The organism is Nostoc sp. C052, assembly GCF_013393905.1.
In the GTDB taxonomy this organism is placed as follows: domain Bacteria; phylum Cyanobacteriota; class Cyanobacteriia; order Cyanobacteriales; family Nostocaceae; genus Nostoc.
Map to the genome: position 1 here is coordinate 3,106,155 of NZ_CP040272.1, position 18,424 is coordinate 3,124,578.

Here is an 18,424-nt window from a genome sequence, read left to right on the forward strand (position 1 = left end):
ACGTACATGTCATACATTGTTTCTTGATTTCATCTGAATAATTTCGTTTTGAATGTGATTATAAAAATTGGCGTTCACATAAAATCAAAATATAAATTTATTTCTCACGTCGATGCCCGTTATTACGAATATGGGTGAGATACATAATGAGGACAGTTCATCACTTAATTATGGAACACCAATAATTAAATTATTCTTTTAAGAACAAATTCATTATGACTCATAATGTGCAATATCTTAAGCCGCAAATTTCAAAACAAACTACTGATGTTGAAAGTGCAGACAATGGTAAAGGATCAGAACCTATAGCTATTATCGGTATAGGTTGCCGTTTTCCAGGCAGTGCTAATAGCCCAGAAGCTTTCTGGAAACTGCTGGTTTCGGGTGTGGATGCTATTACCGAAGTACCAGAGTCACGCTGGAATATAAATAAATTTTACGACCCAGATATAACAAAACCAGGTAAAATGCGAACCCGCTGGGGCGGCTTTGTAGATAAGATAGACGAGTTTGATGCCCAATTTTTCGGGATTTATCGGCGAGAAGCCTCACGCATGGACCCGCAGCAGCGACTGACGCTGGAGGTAGCCTGGGAGGCGCTGGAGGACGCAGGGCTGATCAGGGAACACCTTGCTAACTCGAAGACAGGGGTATTTATTGGAATATCAACTAGCGATTACTTGAACATCCAAGGGTGCGATCACAACTCCATTAACGCTTACACAAGCTTAGGCAACGTTCACTGTATCACCGCTAACCGTATTTCCTACATATTGAACCTCAAAGGGCCAAGTATGACTGTTGACACAGCCTGCTCTTCGTCGCTGGTTGCAGTTCATCTTGCCTGTCAAAGTATCTGGAATGGAGAGTCTGTGCTAGGAATAGCAGGAGGCGTGAATGCGATACTCGGACCAGCAGTAAGTATAGGATTTTCTAAAGCATCAATGCTCTCTCCTGATGGGCGTTGCTTTACCTTTGATGCGCGAGCTAATGGTTATGTCCGCGCCGAGGGAGCTGGTATTGTTGTCTTGAAGCCTTTATCTCAAGCGCAAGCAGATAGAGACCCAATTTATGCTGTAATTCTCAGCAGTGTAGTTAACCAAGACGGTCAAACCAAGGGGATCGCGGTTCCTAATGGACAGTCCCAAGAAGCAGCACTCCAGGAAGCTTGCCGTCTGGCGGGGATATCGCCTCTTCAGGTACAGTATGTTGAAGCTCACGGCACAGGCACACCAGTAGGCGATCCGATAGAAGCGATCGCTTTAGGAAACGTACTGGGTAAAAATCGGACTCCGGGAGACTATTGTACTGTTGGTTCAGTTAAAACCAACATTGGACATTTGGAAATAGCATCAGGAATTGCAGGTTTAATCAAAACCGCCCTAGCTATTAAGCATTGCCAGATTCCGCCACATCTGCATTTTCAGACACCGAATCCTAAAATTCCTTTTGAGGAATTGGGGTTACGGATGCCTACCACCCTTGAGCCTTGGCAAAACGAAAATGGGCCGCGCATCGCCGGCGTGAATTCCTTTGGATTTGGGGGAACGAATGCCCACGTTCTTTTATCAGGATTAGCAACGGATGCTGTAACAGATATACCCGATTCAGAGCGCGGTTCTCTTGGTCTGCTATTGCCCCTATCGGCAAAAAGTCCAGAAGCTCTTGTGGCTGTTGCACAAGTAACCCGTGACTTTTTAACAGCTGTCGATTCGAGTTCTGATATTTCATTATGGGACATCTGCTACAGTGCCAGTAATCGCCGAGGTCATCACGAGCATCGGTTGGCGTTGGTTGCGAATTCCTTTGAAGGACTGGTAGAAAATCTGGAAGCATTTCTGGCGGGAGAAAACCGTCCAAGTCTGTCTTCTGGTTATCTAGCTTCAGGATTTGAACCTAAACTGGCTTTTGTTTTTTCCGGCATGGGAGCCCAGTGGTGGGCAATGGGACGTGAGTTGTTGGAGTCAGAACCGGTATTTCGAGAGGTCATCGAACAGTGCGATGAATTGTTGCAGCAATATACTGATTGGTCATTGTTGTCAGAACTCTTAGCATCAGAAGAGACGAGCCATATCAACTCTACCCAAATCGCTCAGTGTTCCATCTTTGCCATACAAATTGCTTTAGCTGCTTTGTGGCGTTCCTGGGGGATTACGCCCCAAGCAATCGTAGGTCACAGTGTTGGCGAAGTTGCAGCCGCCCACGTTGCTGGAGTTCTGAGTCTAAAAGATGCCGTGCGGGTCATTTTCCACCGCAGCCGCACTCAAGCCAAGGCATCTGGGAAAGGGACAATGCTAGCTGTTGGGCTGTCTCAAGAGAAAACCGAGCGGGTATTAGCAGAATTAGGATACCAGGGTTGTGTTTGTATTGCAGTGGTTAACAGTCCCAGTGCCGTTACCCTGGCTGGGGATAGCGCCGCTTTGTCAGAAATTGCCAAATTTTTGGAGCAAAAACAAATTTTCTGCCGATTCCTGCAAGTTGAGGTGCCTTATCACAGTCCCCTGATGGAGCCATTAAAGCCAGAGTTGGCACAATCATTGCAAGAAATCAAGCCTCAAACAGCCACGATTCCCTTGTTCTCTACCGTTACGAGCAAGCAGGTAGACGGTTCAGAGTTGGATGGCACTTACTGGGGTCTGAACATGAGGGGGCCAGTGCTTTTTGCAGGGGCGATCGCTTCCCTGATTCAAGCAGGTTACAACACCTTTGTAGAAATCAGCGCTCATCCAGTTCTCGCTAATTCCATCTCTGAATGTCAAGATTTAGCTGGGATATCTGGAAAAGTGCTGCCAAGTCTGCGGCGCTTTGAACCAGAACGCCCCACAATGCTCTCGTCATTTGGCAAACTCTATACTCTCGGATACCCAGTTGATTGGTACAAGCTATATCCGCAAGGCCGTTTCGTGCGCCTGCCTTCTTATCCCTGGCAGCGAGAGCGTTATTGGAACGAGTCTGAAGAAACTATGGGAATACGGATTGGAACAATTCCTCACCGCTTAATGTTGGGGCAACAAGTCCATCCCCTTTTAGGAAGCCGTCTCAAATCAAGTCAACCGATATGGGATACAGAGATTGACAAGCATCGCCTCAGTTATCTTGATGACCATCGTGTTCAAGGGACTGTGGTTTATCCCGCCGCAGCTTATGTAGAAATGGCTTTGGCTGCTGGGAAAGAAATCTTCAAAGAGGGAGCTTATATTGTAGAGGAAATTGAATTTCAAAAAGCTCTCTTCTTACCAAAAAGTGGGGTGTCAAGACTTCAGTTAAGTCTGGAGCCAAACCAAACATCCTTCGAGATTAACAGCAATGTCAAAGGCAGCCAATCAGAGTGGGTTCGACACGCGACGGGTAAGCTAACTCGCGTTGAAAATGGCTTTGTCTCTAAGCAGGTTGTGTTGGATGAAATTAAGAGTCGTTGTCCCAACGAAATTTTTAAAAGCGATCTATACCGACAATTCCAGGAAATAAAACTCGAATATGGCCCTTGTTTTCAAGGAATTGAGCAGCTTTGGAATGGCGAAGGTGAAGCGTTGGCTCAAATTCAGGTGAGTAATGCTTTACAGGAAGTCGAGGAATATCAATTGCATCCGGCTATCCTTGATGCTTGTTTTCAGGTGTCCTTCGCCACTGTCTGTATTCAAGTGACTTACCTACCAGTACAGATAGACCAAGTGAAAGTTTATGGTCGTCCAGGGCTGCAAATGTGGAGCTATGCCCGCCTAGTTGAGCAAAGCGCCAACCGTCTCAAAGGAGATATCCTACTAATCGATGATGCAGGAAATGTACTAGTAGAATTTATCGGATTAGTCTGCCAGTCTGTGGAGAGTAAGCAGGAAAGTTTAGAAAAAGCAGATTACCTCTACGAATACCAATGGGAGATGAAGGCACGTCCTAATCAAGAGTTAGTTCGTTCCACCCCAGATTATCTGCTAGACCCAATGCAAATCACTCAGAAACTCCAATCTCAAGCAGATCAATTGAGTGTGCAATTAGGAAGGAAGCAGTACTACGAGCAGGTAAAGCCACAAATAGATGGTTTATGTGCTGTTTACATTCTCAAAGCTTTTGAGCAACTTGGGTGGAAGCCGAAATTCCATACTCGTATAAGCGCGGAAACTCTTGCAGAACAATTAGGTGTGGTGTCCCAGCATCGGCAACTTTTGAGTCGATTATTAGGAATCCTAGCTGAAGATGGCGTGCTGCGTCGAGTAAATGACCAGTGGGAAGTCTGCCGCATACCAGAAATGAAGCAACCTATTGAGGTTTGGAAAACACTTTTAGCGAAATTTCCTGCTTATCAAGCGGAACTGACGTTGTTAGGGCGGTGCGGTCAGAAGCTAGCTTCGGTATTGATTGGGGAGGTCGAACCGCTACAATTGATTTTCCCTGAAGGTTCTGTGACAACATCTGAGCATCTGTACCAAGATTCACCTAGTTATCGGATTTATAACCTGCTGGTTGAGAAAGCGATCGCGATTGCGCTGGAACGTTTACCAGAGGGACGAACAGTGCGGATTTTGGAAATTGGCGCAGGTACAGGTTCGCTGACATCCTATGTTCTGCCAAAGCTTTCACGACATCGAACAGAATATGTATTTACTGACATTACCCCACAGTTGACAATCTCTGCCGAGCAAAAGTTTTACGATTATCCTTTCGTTAAGTACCAAGTTTTGGATATTGAGGCGGATGTAATCGCCCAAGGATTCCAACCGCATTCATTCGATCTGATTCTAGTATCAGACGCACTGCACGCGACTCGTGACCTTCATCAAACGCTGGAAAATGTCAAACAGCTTCTCGCTTCTGGAGGGTTGCTGGTTTTGCTGGAGTTGACAGCCACTAACCGCTTCGCGGATCTAGTATTTGGATTGCTCAACAGCTGGTGGCTATTTACTGATGTCCAACTGCGGCGATCGCACCCTTTGCTTTCTGAGGCTCAGTGGCAAGATTTGCTAAAAGATGTCGGGTTTGTGGAAGTTGCTAGCATTGCAGATATACCACCAGAAACAGATAAGTCTCTCCAAACCGTTATTCTGGCTACTAGTCCAAAGCTTGAGCCAGAAGTTCAGCCCTCATCAGTGATTCCTCTAAAGCCTGAAAATTCAGGAACTTGGTTAATTTTTGCTGACAATTCTGGAGTCGGGCAACAGCTAGCAGAACAACTCAAACAACACCAACAAATCCCAATTCTGATAGAACCTGGAACTGTTTTCCAGCGCCTTGATGCAGATAGCTTCCAAATTCGTCTGGAATACGCAGAAGATATGCAGCAACTCCTAGAAGCTGTTGATGCAAATCAACCCACCTGTCGCGGCGTAGTTTATCTGTGGAGTCTAGACACACCTCCAACTGAGAAAATGACAACAGCTACCCTAGAATCAACTTTAACAAACAGCTGTTTGGGCGTACTGCATTTGCTTCAGGCGTTGGCTAAAGTCAATTGTCCGCATTCTCTGCGTCTATTTTTGGTGACGAACTCTACCCAGACAGTAGGAGGTTTAAAATCTCTCTCGCTTGCCCAATCTCCTTTATGGGGTTTGGGCCGAGTCATTAACAATGAACATCCCAATCTTCGCTGCACTCGCGTGGATTTGAGTTCTGTTATTGCCCCAGAGGAGATTCAGTCTCTCATAGAAGAGTTGCTGGCAGACGATAAAGAAGATGAAATCGCCTTGCGGGGTAACGATCGCTATGTAAATCGGTTAATCCGGTTATCGCCAGCAGATTTGATTCAAAAATCAAAATCTCTGGCACAAAATCGAGAACCCTTTCGTTTGGAAATCTCTGCACCAGGAGTGTTGGATAACTTGCAACTGCGGGCGATGGCGCTCTCAAAACCAGGGACGGGAGAGGTGGAAATTCAGGTTTGCGCCACAGGTTTGAACTTTAAGGATGTTGCCAAGACAATAAATTTGTTAAATGATGCCAGTTTGGAAGGGACTTTCTCCGGACGATCGCTTGGTATAGAATGTGCCGGAATCATTACCGCCATTGGCTCTGGCGTTGAAGAGTTTAAGATAGGTGATGAAGTTATTGCTTGTGCGTCTCACAGCTTTAGTACGCACACAACGACAGATGCCCGCGCTGTAGTGCATAAGCCCGCGCATCTTAGTTTTGAAGAAGCCGCCACAATCCCTGTAACTTTTCTGACTGCTTACTACGCCTTGCACTATTTGGGAAGGTTGCGTCAGGGTGAGCGGGTTCTCATCCATGCAGCAGCAGGTGGTGTAGGTCTTGCTGCCATCCAAATTGCCCAGACAGTGGGTGCAGAGATTTTCGCGACGGCAGGTAGTCCAGAAAAACGGGAATTTTTGCGATCGCTTGGCGTAGAGCATGTAATGGATTCTCGCTCCACCGCATTTGCCTCAGAGGTGATGGAAATTACTGGCGGTAAAGGTGTAGATATTGTCCTCAACTCTTTGGCAGGAGAGGCTATCCCTAAGAGCCTCTCTGTGCTGGGAGCTTATGGACGTTTTATAGAAATCGGGAAGCGCGATATCGAGCAGAACAATAAGCTGGGTCTGCGACCTTTTCAAAATAATTTGTCCTTCTTTGCGGTAGATTTGGACAAGCTGTTAAGCGATCGCCCTGATTTTGCTGGCTCCTTATTCCGTGAAGTCATAGAATATTTTGAGGTAAAAAGCTTTCACCCACTTCCTCATCGAGTCTTCCCAATATCGAGGGTAGTAAGCACCTTCCGCTACATGGCACAAGCCAAGCACATCGGCAAGATTGTCGTATCGTTGCAAGAGCCAGATGTAAAGATAGTTCCCTCATCTCAAGCAACAGTCACTTTTCGCCCTGATGCAACTTACTTAATTACTGGTGGACTGGGTGGGTTTGGTTTAGCAGTGGCTCAGTGGTTGGTGAAAGGGGGGGCGCGGCACTTAGTGCTAATGGGTCGTAGTGGTGCTGACTCGTCAGTAGCAAAGGAAGCGGTAAAAACATTGGAGTCAGCAGATGTTCATGTGGTAGCCGCTAAAGCAGACGTGTCACACGAGGAGGAAGTAAAAAGTGTTCTGGCAAACATTAGCCAGTCTATGCCGCCGTTGCGAGGCATTATTCATGCAGCAATGGTTCTGGACGATGCTCTCCTGCTCGACCTCAACCAGGAACGTTTAGGAAAAGCGATCGCACCCAAGGTCATGGGAGCTTGGAACTTACACACCCACACCTTAAACGCACCCTTAGATTTCTTCGTATCATTTTCCTCGTTTAGTTCCATTATTGGAAATACAGGACAGGGGAATTATGTAGCTGCTAATACTTTTCTTGATACGCTGGCACATCACCGCCGCGCTTTAGGACTGCCAGCCTTGACCGTTAACTGGGGTGCGATTGCCGATGTTGGTTATGTTGCTGATAACACTGTAATCGGTCAATATTTAGACCAGATTGGCATGAAAGGTTTGCGATCGCACCAAGCACTACAGATATTAGGACAATTACTCCATGTTGAGGCAGTGCAGACAGGAGTAGCACCTTTTAACTGGCATCGGTTGAGCGAGATTTACCCAACTGGCGCATCAGCGCGATTTTCTCAGCTAGTCAACGAAGCAGCTGTTTTACCAAAGGCAGACAGACGCAATAGCAAAGGAGATTTGCTCTTAGACGACCTGATGACAGCCGAACCAACAGAGCGCTTGCAAATTTTGGAATCTCACCTGCGAGAACTTGTAGCTTTGGTATTAGGAACTTCTCCTGCTAAATTGGATAGTCAAAAATCGCTGACCAATCTGGGACTTGACTCCTTAATGGGAGTAGAACTGAGTAACCGAATTGAGAGCGTTTTGGGTGTGAGTGTACCCACAATGAAACTAGTGCAGGGCCCAAGTATTTCGCAACTAGCAGTGGAGCTAGTTGAGCAACTGATGGGAACTTCCCAGACACAATTACCTTCTTCAGTGACGGCAGTTCCAAGTGATTGGCTCGTTTTCCCAAAACCAAATCCAGATGCCTGCTTGCGTCTGTTCTGCTTCCCATACCTTGGGGGCAGTACCTCAGAATTTCTTCCTTGGTCAGATAACTTACCAGCAGATGTAGAAGTTTGTGCCGTTAAGCTTCCCGGAAGTAAAGACTTTTTGGGCAAACAGTCATTCGACGAGCTAACCTCTGTAATCAAAATCTTGGTAGAAGTTCTGGTTCCTTATCTAGACAAACCATTCGCTTTCTATGGTCACAGTCTAGGGGCATTAATCAGCTTTGAACTCGCCCGTCAGTTGCGCCGCGAAAATAGTAAAACTCCTGCTCACTTGTTCGTTGGTGCTTCACAAGCTCCTCAGATACCCTATTTACATCCTTCTGTTGAAAAACTCCCTGAATTTGAGCCAGTCAAAGGAGTATCTATCAACGATTTACCCCAACTGTATCGTGACAACACAGAACTGTTGGAATTGTTACCACTGCTTTTAAAGGAAGTAACTTTGTTGGCTGAAAAATACAGCTATACAGAGGAAGAGCCACTAAATTGTCCTATTTCTGTGTTTGGAGGAATGCAAGACAACGTGATAACTGAAGATTTACTTTCGGCTTGGCGCGAGCAAACTTGCAGCAACTTTAAGCTGCAAATGTTAAGCGGCAATCATTTATTCTTACACAGCTCTCAACATCTGCTTTTGCAAGCAATATCTGAGGAGCTATCATCACTTCTTTGTTTGTAAATTAGTTGACACAAGACTCTTTCTAAAAAGAGTTATAGGAGAACAGTAAACTAGTACAAAAAGGCAGATTGCAGAAGAAATATTGGTTTAAAAATCAGCTTTTAACCTTTTTTAACCTTTCCAACTAGTGGAAAATTTCTGCCCCGATGTACTAGTTATTTACATTATATCTTGGGAATAAAATATTACCTTGTAAAAACTGCAAAGATACACATGACAACCATTACTATTCCATTCCAACTAAATTTTGAAGAGATTGGTAAGGATTTCTTAAATAAAGATGCTGTCAGTAAAATAAGCTCAAGATTTGCAGAGCATGGAGCTGTTTTATTGCGGGGTTTTCCGTTGAAAACTGCTGAAGATTTTGCAGATGTCGCAGCACAGCTAATCACCACCCCAACGGATTACATGGGTGGTACTATAGCTCGCGAACCAATAAAAGGCTTAGTATATAATTCAAGTGAATTTCCTCCAGCAATCACCTTTCCTATTCACAACGAAATGGGATATACCGATAACCCTCCTGAGCGAATAATTTTTTTCTGTTTAGAAAAAGCAGAGGTAGGGGGACAGACACCAATCTGCGACTGTCGGGGTGTTTTGCAACGACTACCAAATCAACTTGTGGATGCTATACGTACTCACGGCGTTCGCTATATCCGACGCTTACCAAAAGAAAGTGGAAGTTACTTAAAAGGTTGGAGTCAAGCTTTCAAAACTGAAGATACCCGTATTGCCGAAGAAAGGTGCAAGGCAATGAATTTTAACTGTACTTGGGAAGGCGATATCATGGTGATTACTAACACTGTAGAAGGTATTCGTCGCCACCCACATACAGGGGAAGAACTTTGGGTTAATCAAATTTCTAGCTATCACTCCTCAAGACATGAACACTCCCTGCGGATTACACCACAGGAATTTCTTGGTGATATAGTAGCATCTGTCAATTCAGATAAAATGGAAGCATCTCCAATTCTTAGGTTGATAGCGAAAGCTTCTAGTCCATTAGTAATAAAATTAGGGGACAAGATACTTCCATTACTTTTATTTTTCCAAAAGTGGTACACTCCCGGTAATATTCATTGGAATTGTACCCTTGGCAATGGTACTCCTTTTACACGCAAGGATATTGAAGCAATATGGGATGCTGTCATTGCTGAAACTATTATCTTCAACTGGCAGCAAGGAGATGTTTTGTTTCTTGATAACTTCCGATTTGGACATGGACGCAAGCCTTTTCGAGGTAAGCGGAAAGTTCTTGTCAGTTTAGGTTTTTAAGTCATGGGGTAATGGGTAGTATTCGCAATAATGGTTTTTGGAACTGGTAAAAAATTTCTGCCAGACTGAGCTAATTCCTTTTCTTCCATCTTTGAAATAAAACATTACCTTGTAAAAACCACAAATATACACATGACAACTACTACTATTCCATTCCAACTAAGTTTTCAAGAGATTGGCGAGGATTTCTTAAACAAAGATGCTGTCAGTAAAATCAACTCAATATTTGTAGAACATGGAGCCGTTTTACTCCGGGGTTTTCCGTTGAAAACTGCTGAAGATTTTGCAGATATCGCAGCACAGTTAATCACTACCCCAATGGATTATATGGGTGGCACTGTAGTTCGCAAGCCAGTGAAAGACTTAATATACACTGCAAGTGAACTCCCTCCAGCAGTCAGTCTTCCTATTCACAATGAAGTTGCGACCTCTCATAAGTTTCCTGAACGAATACTTTTTTTCTGTTTAAAAGCAGCAGAGGTAGGCGGACAAACACCAATCTGCGACTGTCGGCGTGTTTTGCAACGCCTGCCAGATCAACTTATGGATGCCATACGTACTAACGGTCTTCGTTATATCCGACGCTTACCCAAAGAAAGTGATGATTACATAATGGGTTGGAGTGAAACTTTTGAAACTGAAAATCTTAGTATTGCCGAAGAAAGATGTAAGGCAAGGGGTTGGAACTGTACTTGGGAAGGCGATATCATGGTGATGATTAGCAACGTAGAGGGTATTCGTCGCCATCCACACACAGGTGAAGAGGTTTGGTTTAATCTAATTACTAGCTTTCACTCCTCAAGAAAGGAACACATATTACGCATTACACCACCGGAATTTTTGGGTGATTTAATATTATCTGTTAATTCAGATAAAAAGAGAAAATCTTCAGTCCTGAAGCTGATAGTTGGAGTTTTTAGCCCATTATTACTAAGATTCGGCAGCAAGATACTGCCAGTACTTCTATTTTTGGAAAAGTTGAATAGTACTGGGAAGATTTTTATAGATTGTACCCTTGGCAATGGTACTCCTTTTACACGCGAGGATATTGAAGCAATGTGGGATGCTGTCATTGCTGAAACTATAGTTCTTAACTGGCAGCAAGGAGATATTTTGTTTCTTGATAACTTACGATTTGGACATGGACGCAGGCCGTTTCGAGGTCAGCGGCAACTTCTTGTCAGTTTAGGTTCTTAAGTCATGGGGTAATGGGTAATGTTCGGAGTAATGGGTTGTGTTGAAAAAAAAACTAGGACTAGTTGGTGGTATTTTGAGGATTAATACAGAAAGCCGATTACTTGAAAAATCTTCAGGTCGATGGCAAATAATTTCCGCAGCTTTCATTGCATTAGCCATAGGACTCTCATCTGTCTACGTTTTTTCACAATATCGGTCTAATATTCAGACTCACCCATTAAAATCCTATAAAGCAGCTCCTGTCATAGTTGCGATTACTGCCCTGGGACATCTAGAGCCTCAAGGCGAAGTGACTCAATTATCTGCCCCCAGTTCACTCTCAGGTAACAGAGTAGAAAAACTGCTAGTCAAAGAAGGAAGCAGAGTTCGGGCAGGGCAAATAGTGGCATTACTCCAAGATTATGCTAAAGCGACAGCGGCACTGCAACAGGCACAAGACAAAGTTAAAGTTGCTAGAGCTAGATTAGCGCAGGTTAAAGCCGGAGCAAAATCGGCAGACATTGAAGCTCAAAAAGCAGTAGTGACCCGTTTAGAAACTCAATTAAAAGGAGAAGTTAGCACTCAACAAGCAACAATTGCCCGCTTACAAGCTCAATTCAACAACGCTCAAACCGAGAATAATCGTTATCAGCAGTTATATACAGAAGGTGCTATTTCAGCTTCTATTGCAGATAGCAAGTATTTAGAACTTCAGACAATACAACAACAATTCACAGAAGCTAAAGAAAACTTAAACAAGAGTATTCATACTCTTAACGACCAGATAGAAGAGGCAAAAGCCAGGTTGGTAAGTCTTAGCGAAGTGCGTGATGTAGATGTTCAGGTGGCACAAGCCGAAGTCGAAAGTGCCATGACTGCAATTACACAAGCAAAAGTAGAACGAGATTTAACTTATGTTAAATCTCCTATAAATGGAAGAATTTTAAAAGTTCATACCAAAACAGGAGAAACTATTGGCAATTCAGGAATTGTTGATATAGGTGAAACGTCTCACATGTATGTTGTGGCGGAAGTTTATCAAACTGATATCAAAAAAGTGCGTGTAGGTCAAAAAGCCAGCATCAGCAGTACTACATTTACTGGAAAATTACGGGGAATAGTGAGCGAGATTGGTTTACAAGTTAGCAAACAGAGTGTTTTAAGTCTTAATCCAGGGGTAGATACAGACCGGAGAGTAATTGAGGTGAAAATCCGTATAGATAATCCAGAGGATAATCAACAGGTTGCAAGTTTAACCAACTTACAAGTAGATGTAGCTATTCAAATATAATTGCCATCATCAGGTTAGTTAAAATAATTACAACCGGGAATTATGAATTTTAAAATTCCTTTAGCTTGGCTACAACTAGCCCAAAACAAAGTTCGTTTTTTAGCAGCTGTGGCTGGGATTACTTTTATTGTAATTTTGATATTTACACAACTTGGTTTCCAAGATGCTCTTTTTTCAAGTGCTATCAGAGTACATCATAGTCTCCAAGGAGATTTATTTTTAGTTAGTTCTCAGTATAAATCTTTAACTTCAAATCAAAGCTTTTCTCGTACTCGTTTATATCAAGTTTTAGGATTTAATGGTGTTAAGTCAATCAGTCCGATGTATTTGGGCTTTGCTAAATTCAAGAATCCAGTAAACGGCGAAAAATACTCCATATATCTGATTGGTGTTGAACCAGGGAGAATAGCTCTTAATTTACCAGAAATGGAGAGTAATTTAGATAAAATTAAAATTCCTGACATGGTTCTTTTTGACCAAAAATCTCGATCTGAGTTCGGGCCAGTTGCTGAAAAATTTAAATCAGAAAATACTGAGCAAATAGTCGAAATATTTGCTTTTAATGCAGTTAAAGGTTATCGAGTTAAAATCGGTGGTCTATTCAGCTTGGGTCCTTCTTTTGGAGTAGATGGTAATTTAATTGTCAGTGACTCAACTTTCCTCAGAATATTTCAAAATAACCGAACTTCAGAAATGATAGATGTAGGTGTGATAATTCTTGATTCTGGTGTCGAGCCACAAAAAGTTCTGACCAATCTACAAAACAATTTGGGTCATGATGTCTTAATTTTTACCAAACAAGAGTTTCAAGACTTTGAGAAAAAGTATTGGGCTACAAGAACACCTATTGGTTTTATATTTAACCTTATGCTCGTAATGTGTTTTATTATTGGTATAGTCATTGTCTATCAAATTCTTTATAGTAATATTTCAACTCAAATAACAGCCTATGCTACTTTAAAAGCTATTGGATATACTAATAAATATTTACTAAATGTAGTATTTAAACAGGCTTTAATATTAGCAGTATCGGGTTATATTCCAGGTTCTATTATTTCTTCATATATCTACAGCTTCACAGCAAAAACTACCAATTTACCGATGAGAATGAGCTTAAGTAATATATTAATTATTTTAATTTCAACAATTTTAATGTCTACAGTTTCCGGACTGTTAGCTATGAATAAACTACGCTCGGCAGATCCAGCAGATATTTTTTAGTTAAGGAAAATGGTTCTTCCGGTAGTTTGATGGTGATTATTAAAAGTTACTGAATTATAATGATTATAACTTAGTGATATTAATGCCTGCAATATAGATTTAATAAGTGTTTAAGAGATATTAAGCATAGTTTAAAACACCAAAATTATCAGATAAATTATAAAATTGTAAAGTTTTAGGTGTTCGCGATGAAGTTTCCTGTAGAGCAAATCTTGAATCTTCCCGATATGAAAGTATTAGATTTTCAAGAAATTGAAGGGGAATAAATAACTATAACAATAGAAAAAAGGGTGAATTACTCGACTTGCTCCTAGTGTTCTCAAAGTACTCATAGTATACATCAAAATCACTGGCGGATGATTCATGATTTACCTTGGAATAAAAAAACAGTTCTATTAAAAATAAATCGTCACCAATTTAAATGTCATAAGTGTAAAAAAGCAAAGAGTGAACAACTGGATTTTGTAGATAAAAGTAAAGGATATACAAAAAGATTAGCGACGGATATAGTGCTACAAGTATTAAATAGTAAAATTCGTAGTGTTGCCGAAAGAAATGGACTAAGTTATGAAGAAGTAGAATCAATGTTAAAAAATCTTGTATCGCAAATATTAAGCATAAACTTAAGTCAGATAAAAAAGTTAGGTATAGATGAAATAGCTTTAGTTAAAGGATAAGGAAACTATTTAGCAGTATTAGTGGATTTAGATACTCATAAACCAATTGAGATGGTGCAATCAAGACGACCGTTATTAGCAAGTAAAAACACAGGGTTGGTGTGTCCGATTTGCTCCAAATGGCACTCAGAAAGTTTTGTACGGTAACGACTGTTGGAAATAAATGTTTAGTTACAAGCTGTTTTACGTCTACGCTAAGGGACTTGCGGAGAAATAAAGTACCAGTCATTCTAGAAGAATAGGAAGCGCGGATCTGCCCGCGCCTGTTCTCAATTTCTAGAATTGGAATCACAGGGTTGATGCTTACCGACACTATAAAATTTACCTTCAAAGATGCAGCCAAGAAACTAACTGGCAGCAGTAAAAGAGACTTCATGGCAAAAGTTACCGAAGATTACTTCGATAATTCAGCACGCATTGCAGAAACAGTGTTGGGATGGAATCGCCAGAGTATACAACTTGGCTTGCATGAACGGCGGACGGGGATAGTCTGTGTAGATAACTATCAGGCAAGGGGAAGACACAATAGTGTTGAGATTCTGCCCAATTTAGAATCGGATATTCATTCATTGGAAGATGCTCAAGCCCAAGCTGACCCAAAATTTCAATCAACCTTTCTGTATGCGCGCATTAGTGCCAGAGCAGTAACAGAGGCATTGGTGAGTGTTCATGGCTACGACGAGAGCGAATTACCATCTCGCCAAACCCTGGGGACGATTCTCAATCGCTTGGGGTATCGCCTAAAAAAACACAAAAAACCAAGCCTTTGAAAAAGATTCCCCAAACAGATGCCATATTCGAGAATGTGTTCCGAGAAAATCAGGCATCAGATGAAAATCATAAATCGTTGCGAGTGTCTATAGATACTAAAGCCAAGGTAAAGATTGGCAACCTTTCCAGAGGCGGTAAAGCCGGAACATTGGAGGCAAAAGCGGCGGATGACCACGATACACAGTGGCAAACAGTTTTAGTTCCTTTTGGCATTCTCAACACCCACACTTCAAAGCTATCGATTTACTTAGGGCAGTCGGCTGAAACTAGTGATTTTATTGTCGATTGTTTAACCGCTTGGTGGCATGAGAATCAACACAATTACCAAGATATTAATGAATGGGTAATTGACCTTGATGGTGGTACCGCAACTCGTAGTAACCGCACACAATTTATCAAACGCATGGTTGAACTGTCTCAAGCGATTAATTTAAAAATCCGGCTAATTTATTATCCTCCGTATCATAGCAAGTACAATCCCATAGAGCGGTGTTGGGCTGCCCTAGAGAACTATTGGAATGGCGCTATTTTAGATTCTGTTGAAGCCGCAGTAAACTGGGCTTCCAATATGACTTGTCAAGGGATTACACCCATTGTTCACCGAGTTGAAACCACCTATGAAAAAGGAATCAAAGTTTTATCACAAGAGTTAGAACAGTACCAAACTCTATGGCAGCGTTCTGAAACATTACCCAAATGGGATATTACTATTGTGCCTGTTTAACTGGTATTTTATTTTCTTGCAAGTCCCTAAATGCTGGGCAAATTTTGAATCGCGGATTTTAAAAGTCATTATCCGTAAAGGGAACTATGGATGGTAAAAACCTTTGAAAAGATGGGTAAAATTGTAAAGTTGCTGCATAATCATCTGTTTGTGAGACTGACAGTTCAATTGTTTGCTGCTCTTTTTCATCAAAAAGCAACTGAATTTGATAATTAGTCCAGAATTGCTCGCCTAGTTCATCTTCTAAATCAAAAAGTTTTTCTTCATCATCCCATATATTTGACCAAAGGACTATCTTATTAGCCCGAAAATGGTTTTGACCTGTTGTATCTGCAATGACAAAATATGCTTCGACATTTAAATCAAATCCCAAATCATCGGCTTCTGTCTCTGCTATTTGACAGTTAACCACTATTAATGTATCGGGGTTAACGTTTACTACCTGCTCTTGGCGCTTTAATAATTCTTGAAGCACGAAATCAGGCAACAACTGGGAGCTCTCCTCAAGTAATTGTTTTTGAGTTTCTGGGGAGTAACGAGTTTTTAATTCTTGCGTGATTAAAGTTAAAATATCTTCAGTAGCTAAATTGACAACTATCTTTTTATCTGCGGGATTCAGGAAACTTCCAAGATTCAGATTAATGTGTTTTTTAATTGGCATAGTTCTGTTAAATTATTTTAAATTGAGCAGATCTCCGTGAAAAAGCATCTACCCAAACACGCGGCGGAAATATTCTTGGCTGCGTTTAACAATGCGCTCTCTGAATATGGCGAAGAAGCGTTGCCTATCCTTTTGACCTTGGCTCAAGGTTGGAGGTAAGCGAATTTCTTAACCGAAAGCGCACTGGCATTTTATCAGATGGATAAATTAACAGGTTTTGCTGTAATTGTTCCAGAGAAGAACGACCATTGACTAAATCCCAGTCGAAGTAGTGGAGTAATAATGCTAGCATCATAGTTGCTTCCAGTATTGATAGATGCTCTCCCAAGCAACGATGAGGCCCTGAGCCAAAGTCTATCATTGGCAGTGAGCTAGTTTCCTTACTCTTGTCTAACCAACGTTCTGGCAGAAATTCAGAAGGATTAGCATAGACTTCTGGATCTCTTCCAGCAGCAAGCATTGACCAGGATATTCTTGTACCGCGAGGAATCGCTTGACCCTCAATTACAGTGTCGCGTTGAGTCTCCAATGAAGTCGAGCCTGATGCAACTGAATAAAGGCGCAACGTCTCCTTGATAATTGCGCGAATATAAGCCAATTCCTTGAGGCTTTCTGTATTAAGACAGCCAAAGTTTTGCCAAGAAGAGTCAACGATGTCCCGTGCTTGCTGAAAAACCCTTTGATTTAAGCTCAACTCTCCGACTGCAAAGGATAAAGTATGGGCTGTTGTGTCAGTACCAGCTATTAATAATTCAACAGATTCTGCTATTAATGTTTCACGATTGTATTTTGGTTCTTTAGCAGCGATTTTGACTAACATTGATTCCTGAAACAAAGGACTTACCTGTGGTAAATGGGTCTTGTTTTGTTCTCTGATCTGTAAAGCTAAGTCTACACGGGGAGTTAGAAATTCCTCCAAACATCGCCTTGCTGCCCAATAATCTCGTGAATTTTTAGTCGGCAAATATTTCATCCATATCTTCTCGCCAGTAGCTTGTCGGAGAAACCGATAGCCTAAAATAGACATCGCTTCGTATAGCTTGAGAACTTCCAGGGGCGGTCCTTCATGACTAGTACTGTTTCTATCCGCAGGAATGCCCAGTACTAGACAAGAAATCACTCTCATTGTTAGTTCTACAAATAGAGGATCTACTTCAACTTCTTTTGGTGGGGCTGCTTCCTTGAGTGTCTCAATTACTTGTTCACAGGCAAGACTAATCATTTCTACATATTTGGAAAGACTGCTAGAACTAAATTCTGGGTTCCAAGCCTTGCGTCGCCACTGCCACTCAGTCCCAGTTTCTCCTAGTAGAATGGGACTACTGATGTCGTTCCAAGCTTTGCGTAATTGCTCAGACCTGATTAAGCTACCATCTTTCATTCCATTGACAATGGTATTTTCGATAATTTTTGGTTTACTTAAAATGACAACTGGGTTGTTGCCATTCCAAATAACATACATCGGGCCTAACTGTTGACTCCAATCAAATATTTGCCGGAATAATTTCTTCTGTTTCACTGCTGCTAATATTTGAGTCAGATTTCCTAACAGCCAGTGTTTGGGAGGAGAAGGGAGTGATTGTAGCGATTTGTATGCGTTCTTTTGTTTCCACCAGCGCCACCCAATTGTTCCCGCTATGCCTAAGACTGTAGCGAAATATGGAAATGAGTTAGAATAAGCAATCTGAGCAGTAATGTCTTGAAACATGAATCCGCCTTTGTCCACCAAAAACTTCAGATTACCCAGATACTAACTTATTGTTTCCCAATCCTTTATTTCCCAGTTAAATTTTTCGTGGTTGGGTGCAACTCTAAGAAGTAAGTCGGCGTTTGATTGCGTGCATCCGTAGTTTGAAAGCGCCAATTTACAAATATTGGCTCCAGCGCTGAGGTCAGCTCAGTTTTAGCGTCTCCCCTTGGGAGAAAGCAGCTATGTAAGAAGTATTAAATTAAGCCTTGGTG

Annotated in this window: 10 protein-coding genes and 1 pseudogene; 9 read left to right on the forward strand and 2 right to left on the reverse strand. The window is 42.0% G+C overall.

Going from position 1 to position 18,424, the window contains the following annotated elements; translation table 11 throughout:
* The first annotated feature begins 215 nt into the window (after nucleotides 1–215).
* The 8 genes and pseudogenes from FD723_RS12415 to FD723_RS12450 all read left to right on the forward strand — a co-directional run bounded on the left by FD723_RS12415 (nucleotide 216) and on the right by FD723_RS12450 (nucleotide 15,801).
* Nucleotides 216–8,663 (forward strand): type I polyketide synthase, encoded by an 8,448-nt coding sequence (locus tag FD723_RS12415; protein ID WP_179065609.1) that lies wholly within the window; start codon nucleotides 216–218, stop codon nucleotides 8,661–8,663.
* Between the two features lie 213 nt (nucleotides 8,664–8,876).
* Nucleotides 8,877–9,941, forward strand: coding sequence for a TauD/TfdA family dioxygenase (locus FD723_RS12420; protein WP_179065610.1), 1,065 nt, complete (start codon nucleotides 8,877–8,879; stop codon nucleotides 9,939–9,941).
* A 132-nt stretch (nucleotides 9,942–10,073) separates the two neighbouring features.
* Entirely contained in the window at nucleotides 10,074–11,138 is a 1,065-nt protein-coding gene (locus FD723_RS12425) for a TauD/TfdA family dioxygenase (protein ID WP_179065611.1), read from the forward strand.
* Nucleotides 11,139–11,211: 73 nt separating this feature from the next.
* Nucleotides 11,212–12,408: an ABC exporter membrane fusion protein gene (locus tag FD723_RS12430; protein WP_179069125.1), complete on the forward strand. Its 1,197-nt coding sequence runs from the start codon at nucleotides 11,212–11,214 to the stop codon at nucleotides 12,406–12,408.
* A gap of 42 nt (nucleotides 12,409–12,450) precedes the next feature.
* A complete protein-coding gene (devC, locus tag FD723_RS12435; RefSeq protein WP_179065612.1) occupies nucleotides 12,451–13,629 on the forward strand; it encodes an ABC transporter permease DevC in 1,179 nt (392 codons plus the stop codon).
* Nucleotides 13,630–13,817: 188 nt separating this feature from the next.
* A pseudogene (locus FD723_RS12440) lies at nucleotides 13,818–14,375 on the forward strand (helix-turn-helix domain-containing protein); the annotation flags it as partial.
* A gap of 230 nt (nucleotides 14,376–14,605) precedes the next feature.
* Complete coding sequence (locus FD723_RS12445; protein WP_179065613.1) at nucleotides 14,606–15,076, forward strand: hypothetical protein; 471 nt, start codon at nucleotides 14,606–14,608, stop codon at nucleotides 15,074–15,076.
* The gene (locus FD723_RS12450) at nucleotides 15,073–15,801 is read left to right on the forward strand and encodes a transposase (RefSeq protein ID WP_256875163.1); all 729 of its coding nucleotides are present in this window, start codon (nucleotides 15,073–15,075) and stop codon (nucleotides 15,799–15,801) included. Before FD723_RS12445 ends, FD723_RS12450 begins: the two co-directional genes overlap by 4 nt.
* A gap of 58 nt (nucleotides 15,802–15,859) precedes the next feature.
* On the opposite strand, the gene FD723_RS12455 is transcribed toward FD723_RS12450, so the two are convergent.
* Complete coding sequence (locus FD723_RS12455; RefSeq protein ID WP_256875164.1) at nucleotides 15,860–16,462, reverse strand: hypothetical protein; 603 nt, start codon at nucleotides 16,460–16,462, stop codon at nucleotides 15,860–15,862.
* A 36-nt stretch (nucleotides 16,463–16,498) separates the two neighbouring features.
* Here FD723_RS12455 and FD723_RS12460 point away from each other — a divergent pair, with 36 nt between their 5' ends.
* Entirely contained in the window at nucleotides 16,499–16,621 is a 123-nt protein-coding gene (locus tag FD723_RS12460; RefSeq protein ID WP_256875165.1) for a ChaB family protein, read from the forward strand.
* Here the strand turns inward: FD723_RS12460 and FD723_RS12465 are convergent.
* Entirely contained in the window at nucleotides 16,587–18,170 is a 1,584-nt protein-coding gene (locus tag FD723_RS12465; RefSeq protein ID WP_179065614.1) for a cytochrome P450, read from the reverse strand. The two genes, FD723_RS12460 and FD723_RS12465, sit on opposite strands and share 35 nt — an antisense overlap.
* Between the last annotated feature and the right edge of the window lie 254 nt (nucleotides 18,171–18,424).

Bases quoted from the DNA above. Each gene is read 5' to 3' on its own strand.
- FD723_RS12420 (WP_179065610.1), top strand. From the start codon at position 8,877: ATGACAACCATTACTATTCCATTCCAACTAAATTTTGAAGAGATTGGT.
- devC (WP_179065612.1), top strand. From the start codon at position 12,451: ATGAATTTTAAAATTCCTTTAGCTTGGCTACAACTAGCCCAAAACAAA.
- FD723_RS12445 (WP_179065613.1), top strand. From the start codon at position 14,606: ATGCTTACCGACACTATAAAATTTACCTTCAAAGATGCAGCCAAGAAA.
- FD723_RS12415 (WP_179065609.1), top strand. From the start codon at position 216: ATGACTCATAATGTGCAATATCTTAAGCCGCAAATTTCAAAACAAACT.
- FD723_RS12425 (WP_179065611.1), top strand. From the start codon at position 10,074: ATGACAACTACTACTATTCCATTCCAACTAAGTTTTCAAGAGATTGGC.
- FD723_RS12465 (WP_179065614.1), bottom strand. From the start codon at position 18,170: ATGTTTCAAGACATTACTGCTCAGATTGCTTATTCTAACTCATTTCCA.
- FD723_RS12455 (WP_256875164.1), bottom strand. From the start codon at position 16,462: ATGCCAATTAAAAAACACATTAATCTGAATCTTGGAAGTTTCCTGAAT.